The 14,467-nt window shown below is 66.7% G+C and carries 7 protein-coding genes; 5 read left to right on the forward strand and 2 right to left on the reverse strand.

Annotated features, from left to right (window positions below; all coding sequences use genetic code 11):
• The first annotated feature begins 30 nt into the window (after positions 1-30).
• The 3 genes from AC5P9C_RS12215 (at position 31) to cueR (ending at position 6,118) form a co-directional block, all read left to right on the forward strand.
• Positions 31-2,988: a TonB-dependent receptor plug domain-containing protein gene (locus AC5P9C_RS12215; protein ID WP_343541369.1), complete on the forward strand. Its 2,958-nt coding sequence runs from the start codon at positions 31-33 to the stop codon at positions 2,986-2,988.
• A 164-nt stretch (positions 2,989-3,152) separates the two neighbouring features.
• Positions 3,153-5,651: a heavy metal translocating P-type ATPase gene (locus AC5P9C_RS12220; RefSeq protein ID WP_343541372.1), complete on the forward strand. Its 2,499-nt coding sequence runs from the start codon at positions 3,153-3,155 to the stop codon at positions 5,649-5,651.
• 11 nt (positions 5,652-5,662) lie between these two features.
• Positions 5,663-6,118, forward strand: coding sequence for a Cu(I)-responsive transcriptional regulator (gene cueR / locus AC5P9C_RS12225; RefSeq protein ID WP_049471344.1), 456 nt, complete (start codon positions 5,663-5,665; stop codon positions 6,116-6,118).
• A gap of 81 nt (positions 6,119-6,199) precedes the next feature.
• Here cueR and AC5P9C_RS12230 read toward each other — a convergent pair whose 3' ends face one another.
• Positions 6,200-6,394 (reverse strand): heavy-metal-associated domain-containing protein, encoded by a 195-nt coding sequence (locus AC5P9C_RS12230; RefSeq protein WP_049471345.1) that lies wholly within the window; start codon positions 6,392-6,394, stop codon positions 6,200-6,202.
• A 204-nt stretch (positions 6,395-6,598) separates the two neighbouring features.
• Positions 6,599-9,673, reverse strand: coding sequence for a TonB-dependent receptor (locus AC5P9C_RS12235; protein WP_414609235.1), 3,075 nt, complete (start codon positions 9,671-9,673; stop codon positions 6,599-6,601).
• Between the two features lie 1,128 nt (positions 9,674-10,801).
• Here AC5P9C_RS12235 and AC5P9C_RS12240 point away from each other — a divergent pair.
• Together AC5P9C_RS12240 and AC5P9C_RS12245 are read left to right on the forward strand one after the other, a co-directional pair.
• Positions 10,802-13,267 carry a GH92 family glycosyl hydrolase gene (locus AC5P9C_RS12240; protein WP_064238379.1) on the forward strand — a complete coding sequence of 822 codons (2,466 nt, stop codon included), beginning with the start codon at positions 10,802-10,804 and terminating at the stop codon, positions 13,265-13,267.
• Positions 13,268-13,363: 96 nt separating this feature from the next.
• Positions 13,364-14,413 carry a LacI family DNA-binding transcriptional regulator gene (locus tag AC5P9C_RS12245; RefSeq protein ID WP_014646964.1) on the forward strand — a complete coding sequence of 350 codons (1,050 nt, stop codon included), beginning with the start codon at positions 13,364-13,366 and terminating at the stop codon, positions 14,411-14,413.
• Positions 14,414-14,467: the final 54 nt, after the last annotated feature.

A 14,467-nucleotide genomic window follows, 5' to 3' on the forward strand; every position in this document is an offset into this window, starting at 1 on the left:
TGCGTCCACATCTTCGAAGAGCAACCACCCATGGCTCAGATCGTCCACAAGCGTCGTCACCTCCTGTCCCAGGCCCTGATCCTGGCCCTGTTGCCGCTGGCAGCCAGCGCACAGGAAGCCGCCAGCCCCTCCACCCAGGATCTCGACGCGGTCACCGTTACCGGCTCGCGCATCAAGCGCGCCGCGGTCGAAGGCCCGGCCCCGGTCAACGTGATCACCGCGCAGCAGATCCAGAAAGAGGGCTTCGTCAGCGTGTATGACGCGCTGAAGACGCTTACCGAAGCGACCGGTACCGTCGAAGCGGCCTCGCAGTGGGGTTCGCACACGCCCAACGCCAGCGGGCTGAATCTGCGCGGGATGGGGCCGAACCGCTCGCTGCTGCTGGTCAACGGCCGCCGCGTGGCCGATTACCCGCTGCCGTACGGCGGCGAAACCAACTTCTCCAACTACGGCAACATTCCGGCCGCGGCGGTGGAGCGGATCGAAGTGCTGACCGGTGGCGCCTCGGCCATTTATGGCTCGGATGCGATCGCCGGCGTGGTCAACGTCATCCTCAAGACCAACTACGACGGTGACGAAGTGCGCGTGCGCGGCGGCACCTCCACCGAAGGCGGACGCGATACCTGGGACCTGTCCTGGGCCGGCGGCAGGACAGGGGACAACTGGAGCGTGACCTATGCGTTGCAGTACACCAAGCGCGATCCGTTGTTCGGCCGCGATCGCCCGCAGATGGACGATGCCGATGATGCACCGTATGCGTCCTGGAACATGGAGCAGCGCAAGGTCGGCTTCCGTCCCACGGCCGGGCTGGCGCTGATCGATCCGACGACGGGCCAGCGCCTGGCGCCGCCCACCGGTACCTGCGAGAAGTTCGACGGTGAGTACTACACGGCCGATCGACTGGTCTACAACTACGCCGCCAACCGCATCACCAACACCGGCCGCCTGTGCGGCATGAGCGCCGACTACGCCAACTGGCTGCTCACCGGTGGTGCCGAGAACGTGTCCGGCAACCTGTATGCCACCTTCGATTTCAGCAGCGACCTGCAGGCCTGGACCAACCTGGCGGTCTACCGTTCCGAAGCGATCTGGGGCACCAATCCACCCAGCGTCTCGCTGATCGACGATGCCAACGGCTATTACTGGGACGCCAACCGTAACCGGCCGATCCTGGGCGTGCGCCAGTTCACCCCGAACGAGGTCGGCGGCCTGGATACGCTGCGCAACACCAATCGTGAACTGTCCTGGGACTGGAGCGCCGGCCTGCGTGGCCGCCTCGCCGACCGCTTCGACTGGAGCGCGACGGTGGGGCGTTCCTATTACCGCGTGGAAGAACGGCAGAACGTGGTCGACGAGCAGAAGTCGTACGACTATTTCCTCGGCCCGCGCCTGGGCACCACCGCCGATGGCGAGGCGATCTACGCGCTGAACGAGTCGCGCTGGTGGAACCCGCTGACGCCGGACCAGTACTGGCAGATGGGTACGGTGGCGAGGAACCGCGCGTCATCGTGGGTCAACCAGGCCTCGGCGGACATCACCGGTGAGCTGTTCCAGGGCTGGGCGGGCCCGATCTCGTTCGCCGCCGTGGCCGAAGTGGCGCAGCAGGGCTATCACCTCAGCCCGGACCCGCGCGCCGGTATCGACTTCGACCTGCAGAACGTTGACCGCGGTGGCGGCGAACGCACCCGCTATTCGGCCGGCGTCGAGTTCAAGATTCCGCTGCTGGACGGCGTGACCGCCACCGCAGCCGCGCGCTACGACCGCTACGGCAACTACAAGGCCGATGACAGCAGCCAGGCGCTGGACATCGGCAGCCAGAAGGAAACCACCTGGAACGTTGGCCTGGAATGGCGTCCGGTCGAATCGCTGCTGGTGCGTGGCTCGTACGCCACCAGCTTCCACGCGCCGGACATGCATTACCTGCTGGGCCAGCCGAGCAGTTCCGAAGTGCAGACCTATGACCGCCTGCGCTGCATCCAGAGCGGTGCCTACCTGGTCAACAACTGCGGGGTGGGCAACACCGATGTCTGGTACACCTTCGACGTGAACCGGCGCGGCACGCCGCTGCTGCGCTCGGAGACCGGCGATTCGTGGACGGTCGGCTTTGTCTGGGACGTGATGCCGAACCTGTCGGTGAGCGCCGACTACTGGGCGATCAAGCTGGAAGACATGATCGTCGACGTCGGCGCCGACGAGGTGCTGGCCAGCGAGGCCGGTTGCCTGACCGGCAAGAACATCGATGGCACGCCGTGGGCCAATCCGGCCGGTGGCGACTACTGCGCCGGCATCCTGGCCCGCGTGAACCGTGACAGCAGTGGCCGGCTGGTGTCGATCGAGCGCGGCCCGTTCAACCTGGCCAGCCGCGAAGTGCGCGGCATCGACCTGACCGCGCGTTACCGGCTGGAGACCGCCCAGTGGGGCAGCTTCCAGCTTGGGGTGAACTACACCAACCAGATCTCGACCAAGGAACAGCGCTACGCCGCCGATCCGAACCCGGAACGCCGCGACCGCGACCTGCGCAGCAAGCTGCGCGCGAGCCTGGCCTGGCAACGCGGCAACTGGAACGCCAACGTCTATGCCGACCGCATCGGTTCGGTGCCGGGCGTGCGTTACCACTGGGGCACCGATCGCCTGGACAACCCCGGCGGCTGCCTGCCGTTCGCCGACGGTTACGTGCCCAGTGACAGTCCGTCGCTGAACTGCCTGGAACCGGCACGGCTGCCGGATGGCTCGGTGAACCAGAACCCCAATGCCGGCCAGCAGACCTCGCGCTACTTCGGCCGGGTCGGGCCGTTCATCACCTGGAACGTCAACGTGGGCTACCAGCTGACCGAGCACGCCAAGGTCAATGTCTACGTCAACAACGTGTTCAATTCGGCCAGCTGGAACCACAAGGATCCGTACAAGCTGGACTATGACTTCGCCCCGACCCGCCTGCTGAGCGCGGTCGGCCGCGAGTTCGCACTGGAGTATGTGTTCACCTTCTGAGGCGAGCTGCCGCCGGCGATGGATCCACGCCATGCGTGGATCTGGCCATGCACGGACGTGGATGCCGGGTGCCATTAAGGAACTGCGGACAGGCTGGATTTGACCTTCCCACGATGGCAAGGTTTAGCCTGTCCGCATCCAGAAGGAATCCCGGGAATCTGATCATGAGCACGCCACGCGCCACTGCCGTCCCCACTAGCGCCCCGATCAGCCTGCCGATCGAGGGCATGACCTGCGCCAGCTGCGTGGGTAGGGTCGAAGCGGCACTGTCCAGGGTGGAGGGCGTGGGAAGTGTCGCGGTGAACCTGGCCACCGAGCGGGCGGACATCCGCCCGTCGGGCCCGGTCGATCGCGCAGCGCTGATCCAGGCGGTGGAGCGGGCGGGCTATGACGTGCCCGCCGGTACCACTGAGCTGTCGGTCGAGGGCATGACCTGTGCGTCCTGCGTGGGCCGTGTCGAACGTGCGCTGTTGGCCGTGCCAGGCGTCAGCCAGGCCAGCGTGAACCTGGCCACCGAGCGTGCGACCGTGCGTGGCGTGGCGGATGCTGCGGCGCTGGTCGCCGCCATCGACAAGGCCGGCTATGACGCACGCGTGATCGAGGCGGGTGTGCAGTCCGATGACGAGGCCGCAGAACGGAAGGATGCCGAGCGTGCCGAACTGAAGCGCGACCTGATCGTGGCCACGACGCTGGCATTGCCGGTGTTCGTGCTGGAGATGGGCTCGCACCTGATCCCCGGCATGCACGCATGGGTGATGTCCACGATCGGCATGCAAGCCAGCTGGTACCTGCAGTTCGTGCTGACCGCGCTGGTGCTGGCCGTTCCCGGCCGTCGCTTCTACCAGAAGGGCGTGCCCGCATTGCTGCGGCGTGCGCCGGACATGAACTCGCTGGTCGCGGTGGGTACCGCCGCCGCCTTCGGTTACTCGGTGGTGGCGACCTTCCTGCCGAAGCTGTTGCCGGCGGGTACGGTGAACGTCTACTACGAAGCAGCAGCGGTGATCGTGGCGCTGATCCTGCTCGGCCGCTTCCTCGAGGCGCGTGCCAAGGGCCGTACCTCCGAGGCGATCAAGCGCTTGGTCAATCTGCAGGCCAAGGTCGCGCATGTGATCCGTGACGGCCGCAGCGTGGATGTTCCAGTGAACGACGTGCTGGGCGGCGACGTGGTGGAAGTGCGTCCGGGCGAGCGCGTGCCGGTGGACGGCGAGGTGGTTGAAGGCCGCAGCTTCATCGACGAGTCGATGATCAGCGGCGAGCCGATCCCGGTCGGGAAGCAGCCGGGCAGCAGCGTGGTCGGTGGCACGGTCAACCAGACGGGCGCGCTGACGGTTCGCGCCACGGCGGTGGGCGCGCAGACCATGCTGGCGCAGATCATCCGCATGGTGGAACAGGCGCAGGGCTCGAAGCTGCCGATCCAGGCGGTGGTCGACAAGGTCACCCTGTGGTTCGTGCCGGCGGTGATGCTGGCCGCGCTGGCGACCTTCGTAGTCTGGTTGGTCTTCGGGCCCTCGCCGGCGCTGAGCTTCGCGCTGGTCAATGCGGTGGCGGTGCTGATCATTGCCTGCCCTTGCGCGATGGGACTGGCCACGCCGACCTCGATCATGGTCGGTACCGGCCGTGGCGCCGAGATGGGCGTGCTGTTCCGCAAGGGCGAAGCCCTGCAGTTGCTGAAGGACGCGCAGGTCGTGGCCGTGGACAAGACCGGCACGCTGACCGAAGGACGCCCGCGCCTGACCGATCTGGACGTTGCCGCCGGTTTCGAGCGCGACGCCGTACTGGCGGCGGTTGCCGCGGTGGAATCGCGTTCGGAGCATCCGATTGCCCGCGCGATTGTTGACGCCGCGACCGGGCAGGGCATTGTGCTGCCATCGCTGGTCGATTTCGAATCGGTCACCGGCATGGGCGTGCGGGCCAGTGTCGAGGGTGCTCGGGTGGAGGTCGGTGCCGATCGCTTCATGCGCGAGCTGGGCGTGGACATCACGGCATTCGCAGCATTGGCGGCGGAACTTGGCGCGCAGGGCAAGTCACCGATGTACGTGGCCTTCGATGGACGCCTGGCCGCGATCATCGCGGTGTCCGACCCGATCAAGCCGAGCACCCCGGCGGCGATCGCGGCGCTGCATCAGCTGGGCCTGAAGGTGGCGATGATCACCGGCGACAACGCTGCCACCGCGCAGGCGATCGCGCGCCAGCTGGGCATCGACGAGGTCGTGGCCGAGGTGCTGCCGGAAGGCAAGGTCGAAGCGGTGCGTCGCTTGAAGTCCACCTACGGCCAGATCGCCTTCGTCGGCGACGGTATCAATGACGCGCCAGCACTGGCCGAGGCCGATGTCGGCCTGGCCATTGGCACCGGTACCGATATCGCGGTGGAATCGGCTGATGTGGTGCTGATGTCGGGCAACCTGCAGGGCGTACCGAACGCCATTGCGCTATCGAAGGCGACGCTGGGCAACATCCGGCAGAACCTGTTCTGGGCCTTCGCCTACAACACCGCGTTGATTCCGGTGGCCGCCGGCGTGCTGTACCCGGTCTGGGGCGTGCTGCTGTCGCCGGTGTTCGCGGCCGGTGCGATGGCGCTGTCCAGTGTGTTCGTGCTGGGCAACGCACTGCGCCTGCGCCGCTTCCAGCCACCGATGGCCGATGCCGCCGCTGCGACCCAATGAAGGAGATCCGCATGAACATCGGTGAAGCCGCCAAGGCCTCCAGCGTATCGGCGAAAATGATCCGCTACTACGAACAGATCGGCTTGATTCCTGCGGCGGATAGAACGGAGTCGGGCTATCGGGCGTATTCGCAGGCCGACATCCATCGCCTGCGCTTCATCCGCCGCGCGCGCGATCTCGGCTTCCAGGTGGCCGAGATCGGCGACCTGCTGGGCCTGTGGAACGACACGTCGCGCCACAGTGCCGACGTCAAGCAGCTGGCCGAGCAGCACATCGCCGACCTGGAACAGCGCATCGAGCACATGCGGCAGATGGCCGATACGCTGAAATCGCTGATCCGCTGCTGTGCCGGCGATGAGCGCCCCGAATGCCCGATCCTGCAGCGGCTGGGTGAAGACGATGAGGCTCCGCTGCCGGTGGAAGCGGCCAAGACCGGCGCGGTGCGCCGCCGCGCGCGCAAGCACTGAGTTTTCATGTTCGCATGCATTGAAAAGCCCGCCCTGTGACAGTGCACGGGGCGGGCTTCGTTGTGGATGCCGGGCAGGGGATCAGGCGCTGCGCGGCGGGAAACCTGCATCGTTCACCGCGGCGAACACCTGTTCCTGCGACGCGGTGGTCTGCACCTTGACCAGGCCGCTCGGCGGGTCAGCGACTACGCGGGCGTTCGGATCGATCTGCTGGATCGCGCGGGTCACGCTGCGTGCGCAGCCGCCGCAGGTCATGCCGTCGACATGGAATTCCATCTGTGGCTCCTTCGATGCCATTGGGGTAGGGCCAGTGTGCACCTTCCAACGATGGCAGGGTCAAGCGCCGGACTGAACGGCGGCCAAGGGGCCCATGTACATGCATCAATGAAAAACGGCAGCCACCTGTACCAGCGTGGCTGCCGTGGAGGACCCTCCCCGCCGGAACGGGGCGAGAGCGCGCCGGGTAGGCCCGGCGCCGCCTCAGAACTTCCAGTTCAGGCCGAAATACAGCTGGCGGCCGGCGTACAGGTTGGACAGCAGGCGGGCCTGGCTGTCGTTGCCGATGTAGCTGCGCAGCTCGGACTTGGTGGCGTTCAGCACGGCAGCGGTCACCGTCCAGTCCGGGGTGAGGTTGTAGGCCACGTTCAGGTCAAGCTGGCTGTACGGCTTGGTGTAGGTGGTCATGCCATTGTTCAGGCCGCCGACCACTTCACCGCGACGGTTGTACGAGGCACGCGCCAGGAACTTGTCGTTCTCGTAGAACACGGTGACGTTGGCCTGGTTCTTGGCGCTGCCGACCAGCGGCGAGGAGCCGATTTCCTCGCCGTCCAGCACGATCGAGGCCAGGTTGGTGTCGTTGTAGGTGTAGTTGGCCTGCACACCCAGGCCGAAGTCGAAGGTGTACTGGCCATACAGTTCCACGCCCTGCGAAACGCCATCGCGGCCGTTGGCCTGGGTCTCGTACTTCTGCACGGTGACCGACTGCCCGCCGACGTTCATCTGCTGGTCGCGCACCACCGGCACGGTGAAGTTGTCCACGTTCTTGCGGAACAGCGAAACACCCGCGACGGCGCCCGGCTTGAAGTACCACTCCAGGCCCAGGTCGAACTGGACCGCCTTGAACGGCTCCAGCGCCTTGTTGCTGCCTGAGCCGTACCAGCCGGGCGTGTCGGTGCCGCCGGTGACGCGGCGATCGTTGGCGTACTCCTCGCTGATGTAACGCAGGCCACCGGGATAGGCGATGCTGGTGTAGCTCGGGCGCGCGACCACCTTCGACGCCGCGCCGCGCAGCACCAGGTTGTCGGTGATGTCCCAGGCGATGTTGAAGCTGGGCAGCACGTCGGTATAGGTCTTTTCCAGCGACGACAGCGCGTACACCTTGTCGCGCACCTGGGCGTCGGGCAGGCGGACGAAGCCACCCTGGCAGCGCAGGTTCGGATCGGCGGCCGGATCATCGCAGCTCATCGGTGCGCCGCTGGCGTTGTCGACGAAGTAGTCGTTGAAGCGCTCGACCGAGTCGCTGGACTGGGCGAACTGCTTGGTGCGCACCACGCGCACGCCGACGTTGCCGCGCACGCGCTCGGTGCGGAAGTTGGCCTGGAAGTAGCCGGAGTAGATCTTCTCGTTGACGTCGTAGACGAAGTCTTCCTCGGTGCGGTTGTGCGAGCCGCCGTAGGTCTTGTTCAGGTAATCGATGTAGGCCGGGTAGTTGATGCCCGGGAACACATTGGCGTTGAAGGCGCCGGTGATGTTGCTGATCGGGTTGGACAGGAAGAAGCCCGGCTGCGCGTTGCCAGCGGTCGGATCGCAACCGGCCTGGTAGCGGTTGTTGTCATAGTCGGACGGGTCCAGGCCCGGGCACACCCAGTAGGTGTTGCCGGTGTTGCGGTGGACCTTGCCGTCGCGGTACTTGGCGCCGAACTGGATCGAGTCCAGCCAACCCGCCTCGAACAGCTTGGTGACGTCTGCCTGGAAGTAGTTCTGCTTGACTTCGGTCTGCATCCAAGACGAATCGGTGGAACCGGTATCGACTTCGGCGATGCCGGCCATCAGCTGCTGCTGCAGGTCGGGCGAGAACTGCACCGACGGCGTCCCGGTGAGGTCCCACGCGGTGTACTGGTTGCCGGACTGCCACTGGTTGCCCACCTTGCGGCGCGGCTTGGCCGACATGCGGAAGTTCATCGACGGGCCACCTTCGGACCAGGTGCGGCCGCCGGTGAACGAGGCTTTCCAGAGCGGGCTGATGTCCCAGTCAATGGTCAGGTCCGCAGTCTGCGACAGCGCCTTTTCCTTGCTGTAGCCGCCGGTGAGCTGCGGGGTGGGGATGGTGCAGTCGTCCGGGCCCCAGCCACCGGGCTTGAGGCCGGCCGCAGCCGCTTCATCCTCGCTGCAGTAGTAGGTCTTGCCGGCCAGCTTCTGGTACTGCGCGCCGGTGACGATGCTGCCGCTCGGATCGAAGTCGAGGCCATTGAGCAGGCGGCCGCCGGCCCAGTTGCCGTCCTGGTTGTAGCGGGCCAGGTTCCACTCCGGCACCTTCAGCATGTTCTGGGTGTAGTCACCCTGCAGTTCGAAGCGGAAGTAGTTGGCCGTCATCGTGACGTTGTCGACCGGCTTGAACTGGAAGGTCAGCTGCCCGCCCTTGCGTTCGCGCTTCTCTTCCTTCACCGCGAAGTTCACCGAGGTCGGCATGAAGAACTCGCTGTAGTTCTTGCCGGTCTGGTTGTTGAAGCCGGACTGGCCCCACCAGTAGTGGATGCCATCCTGCTCCAGCAGGTTGCCGTTGGCATCGCGGGCGGTGGTGCCGTTGCCGTACCACTGGTAGTCCTCGGTACTGGCTTCCATGGTGCGGGTAGTGCGCTTCTGCTGGGTCACGCCGACCAGCACGCCGAAGCGCTCGTCCTTGCTGTGCCAGGAATACAGCGCCGACACCTGCGGATCAACGTCGTGGCTGGTGTCGGAGGTGGTGCCCTCCAGGTTCACGTAGCCGGAGTTGGATTCCATGTCGAGCGGACGGCGGGTATGCAGGATGACCGTGCCGCCGATGCCGCCTTCGTCGATGCGGGCTTCCGGCGACTTGAACAGCTCGGCGCTGGACAGCATGTTCGACGGCAGCAGGGTGTAGTTGAAGGAGCGGGTCGCTTCGTTGTTGGTCTCCGACGAGGCGACGAAGTTGCCGTTCAACTGGGTCAGGGTCAGGTCCGGTGCAAGGCCGCGCACGCTGACGCTCTTGCCTTCGCCACCGCTGCGGGTGATGACCACGCCGGGCACGCGCTGCAAGGCGTCGGCCACGTTCTTGTCGGGGAACTTGCCGACGTCTTCGGCGGTGATCACTTCGACCACGGCGTTGGCATCGCGCTTCTGCTCGAGGCTCTTTTCAATGGCGTAGCGGTAGCCGGTGACCTGGACGCTGTCCAGAGTCGTGGCGTCCTGCGTGCCGGTGGACGCGGCCTGCTGCGCGGCGGCGCCTGCCGGAATGACGGCGGCAGCCAGGGCCAGCGCGATGGCCAGCGACAATGCGTCCTGGCCGTGCGTACGTGTTGAATGCTTCATTCCCATCTCTCCCTCTCTCCTGGATTGATCCGGTGACGTGGCACGGACAACTTGAATCGATCTAATTTGAAGTGACTTTGCGGCGGTCGCCATGCAGTGGCAGTAGCACCGCGCGTGTGGCCTGGTACGTCCTGTTGCTGCTCCCCCAACTCCCGGCCATCGCGGCGTCGTCTTGGATCGATCTAAGCGATGGGCGGGCGATTTTTAGCACGGGTCGCCCGCCGGCGCATGCTGCTGCGCAATATGGTACTGGCGTGGCGAAGGGATGACGGTTTGCTGAAATCAGTGAAATCGTTTTCGTGCGCAGGGGAGGGGGGTCGGCAGGGCTGCGCCCTGCACCTGCGGGGGTAGTGCCGGCCGCTGGCCGGCAACAGCCAAAGCCAAAGCCAAAGCGGCTCGGGGTTGTCTGTGGTTTGGCGGGGCGCTGTGGACTGGCAGGACACGCCGTAAACCCCCCTCCGGGGTCCGGCCCAGCCGCTGGCGGCTGGGCGTTCGGGCGCTTGCGAAGCAGTGCTTCTCAAGCAAAGCGCCCTCACCCATGGGGGCTCGATGGCGCCATCCATGGCGCCAACGGTCCTGCCAGCCCACACCGCCCCACCTTTGACAGTTTCCCGGTGACGGTTGGATTGATCCTGGAGCGACATGGGGTCATGGGGTCAGATCCGTTTTCCGTTGGAAAACGGATCTGACCCCGGATCGATTTTCGTTATCCGTCAGAGATCCATTGCAGATCACGGAGATCTGTCGAAGGCGGGGTGGGTCCGGTTGCGGGGGCGTGAGCCGCATGGATGCGGCGACCGAGCCTACATGGACGTATTTACGGCGCCCCCCGCAACCGGACCCACCCCGCCATCCCACGGATCGCCGGCTTTTGCTGTTGCTTCTGGCGTTGCCGGCCAGCAGCCGGCAGTACGCGCGGGTGCAGGGCGCAGCCCTGCCGAACCCGCTCATGCTGCGCCGCAGAATGCATTCGGCTGAACCCGCATGCTCTACTTGAATCGATCTAAATTCACGGTCGCACGGGTCGGGCGTCATTCCAGGGGGAGCTCTCTGCAGGTCAGGGCAGGGCTCAGCGGAACGCTGCCGGACGGCCCCGGCCGTCTGCCTCCGCGCCATCGACTACAGGAACCCGACATGCGTCCAGTGCCGTCTGCTCCCGCCGTCCCATCATCCTCGCGCCCGCTGGTGCGCCTGGCCTGCCTGCTTGCGCTGTCGGCGGCGCCGATGCTGCTGCAGGCCGCGCCGGCAGCGCTGGAGCGCGAGGTAAACACCTTCATCGGCAGCAAGGACGACGGCAACACGTTCCCGGGTGCGTCGGCACCGTTCGGCCTGATCCAGGTCAGCCCGATCGGCAGCCACTACTCGGGCTGGCGCTATGACGATGAGAAGATCCGCGGGTTCGGCCACTCCTTCCTGTCCGGCGCGGGTTGCTGGGAACAGGGCGGCCAGGTGTCGGTGCTGCCGGTGACCGGCTCGATCGGTCCGGGCGGTGATTTCGATACCGGCAACGCCAAGCAGTTCGACCACAAGGCCTATGCCTCGGCTTACACCCATGACGGCGAGGTCGGCCAGGCCGGCTACTACAAGGTGCGCCTGACCAGCTACGGCGGCATCGATGCCGAGGCGACCGCGCGTACCCGTGCCGCGGCCGAGCGCTACACCTTCAGCCAGCGCAGTGGCGATGGCCACGTGCTGGTCAACGTCGGCCAGGCCAACGAGCGCCATTCGGTGATCGGCAGCGTGGTCGATGTGGTCGGCGACCGCGTGGTCGAGGGCAAGCTGGTCACCAAGAGTTTCTGCGGCGGCCATCAGTACACCACCTGGTTCCGCATCGAGTTCGACCGTCCGTTCAAAGCGCATGGCACCTGGGGCGAGGGCGGTGGCCTGCCGGGCGCGCGCCACAGCATGGAAGGCGAGCAGAAGCCGAACGGTGCCTGGCTCAGCTTCGACCTGGCCAAGGGCCAGTCGGTGACAGCGGTCAGCGCGATCTCGCACGTGGATGCCGAAGGCGCGCGCACCAACCTGCGCGCGGAAGGCATGCAGGGTGGGGCGCTGCTCGGCTTCGACCGCATGCGCGCGCTGTCCCAGCAGGCCTGGCGTGAGCAGTTGGGCCGGGTGCGCGTGCAGGGCGGCACCGCCGATGACCGCACCGTGTTCTACAGCGCGGTCTACCACGCGCTGCTGCAGCCGATGACCGGCAACGACGCCGATGGCCGCTACCGCGGCTATGACGATGGCATCCACCGTGCCGATGGCTGGACCTACTACGAGTACTTCTCGCTGTGGGATACCTACCGTGCGCAGAACCAGTGGCTGGCACTGACCCGCCCGGACGTGGCGCGCGACATCGGCCGCACCCTGCTGGCGATCGATGAGCAGGGCGGTTGGCTGCCGCGTTGGGGCTATGCCAACTTCGAGACCAACATCATGACCGGCGATCCGGTCACCCCGTTCATGGTCGACCTGTGGCGCTTCGGTGCGCTCAAGGGGCGTGAATCGCAGGCCTGGGATGCGCTGCGCCGCAATGCCTTCGGTACGCCGCCGCTGAACTCGCGCATGGCCGGCCGCTCCGGCAACCCGACCTACCTGGACAAGGGCTACGTGGCCTATGACCGTGCATTCCCGTCCAAGGGCATGGACGTCGATCCGCACCACGGTGGTTCGGCCACGCTGGAGTACGCGCTGGCCGACTGCGCGCTCTCGCAGATGGCCGATGGCCTGGGCCACGCCCAGGATGCGGCGACGCTGCGTGAGCGCGGCCGCAACTGGCGCAAGGTGTGGGATCCGCAGGTGCGCGATGCCGAGACCGGCTTCACCGGGTTCCCGCGCCCGCGCACCGAGGATGGCCAGTGGTACACCCCGTCCGACGGCCATTACAGCCCGCGTTCGCACCACGGCTTCCACGAGGGCACGGCGTGGCAGTACCAGTGGCTGGCGCAGCAGGACGTGCCGGGCCTGGTCGAAGCGATGGATGGCCGCGAACAGGCGGGCCGCCGCCTCGATGCGTTCTTCGCGATGGACGCGCTGCAGGCCGACCCGCTCAACGCCGCGCGCAAGGCGTGGGTGGTCGGGCCGTACAGCTACTACAACCAGTTCCGCTACAACCCGAACAATGAGCCGGACCTGCATTCGCCGTGGCTTTATACGCTGATCGGCCAGCCGTGGAAGACCGCGGCCGTGGTGCGTGCGGCGCAGCAGCTGTTCACCAATGCCCCCAACGGCGTGACCGGCAACGATGACCTTGGCACGATGTCGGCCTGGTACCTGTTCAGCGCCATCGGCGTGTACCCGGCGGTGCCGGGCAGCGGCCAGTTCCTGCTGCACACCCCGCGTTTCAGCAAGGTGGAAGTGGACATGGGCAACGGCCGCACCCTGCGCATCGACGCGCCGGGCGCCGATGGCCGCCGCCTGCAGTACGTGCAGGGCGTGCAGGTCGATGGCCAGGCGCATGCACCGGTGTGGCTGGACTGGAGCCGCCTGCAGCAGGGCCCGCGCGTGCGCTTTGCGCTGGATGCGAAGGTGCCGGAGCAGGGCTGGGGCACGGCGGTGAAGGACCTGCCGGTATCCTGGTGCGCGGCACCGGGCAGCCAGCTGCGCTGAGCCGGACTGTGCCGTTCGCGGTGACCCAGCGAACGGCACGGCACGACACGGCCCTGATCCATTAGGCTTGAGCCTCCAGCGGAGTCCGGGAAGACGATGAACGACAACGGCAGCAGTCCCAGCAAGCGCGCCGGCAAGGCGGTGACGGTGACCGACATCGCGCGTGCGATCGGCGTGTCACGGGCAACCGTGTCGCTGGTGTTGCGCGGCAGCCCGCTGGTCAATGTCGATACCCGCGCCAAGGTCGAGGCCGAGCTGCGCCGCCAGCGCTATGTCTACAACCGCGCGGCGGCCAACCTGCGCCGACGCACCTCGTCGAGCATTGCGCTGGTGATCAACGACCTGTCCAACCCGTTCTTCGCCGAATTCGCGTCCGGCGTGGACGAGGCGCTGGGCGGGCGCGGTTACGTGACGCTGCTGGGCAGCACCGGGGAATCGCCGGAGCGCCAGCAGGCGGTGCTGTCCACGCTGATGGAGCACACCCCGGCCGGCCTGATCCTGTCGCCGGCCGAGGGCAGCGACACCGCGCAGTTGCGGCAGGCGCTGGGCGCCAATGCCAACGTGCTGCTGTTCAACCGCGAACTGGCCGGGGCTGACTGGGACTTCCTGACCCTGGACAACCAGCACGGCGCCTATCTGGCCACGCGCCACCTGATCGAGCGCGGCCATCGCCAGATCGCCTTCTTCGGCGGCCACGCCGCATCCAGTTCCTGCCACCAGCGCCGCGCCGGGTTCCAGCAGGCGTTGGCCGAGGCCGGGCTGTCGCTGCCGCCGGGTTGGATGATCGAGTCGGCGCCTAACCGTCTGGAAGCGGCAGCGCGCACCGATGAGCTCTTCGCCGACGGTCATCGGCCGAGTGCGGCGGTCTGCTACAACGACACCGTCGCGCTGGGCCTGATGCTGGGCTTGAACTCGCGGGGCATCCGTCCGGGCGGCGATTTCGCCGTGACCGGCTTCGATGACATTTCCGAGGCGGCGGTGGCGGTACCGCCATTGACCACGCTTACCGCCGATCCGCGCGAGCGTGGCCGCCAGGCTGCGGCGCTGCTGCTGCAACGGCTGGACGAACCGGACGCGCCGCCGCGGCGCACGGTCGCGCCGGTGCAGCTGCGCATCCGCGAAAGTAGTGCCGCACGACCGAACTGATTCCTTCCGCATACCCCTTCCACGCAACAACGACCTTCCGCGCATCGAGGCGCG

It is taken from the genome of Stenotrophomonas sp. YJH_SMC_10 (assembly GCF_059371555.1).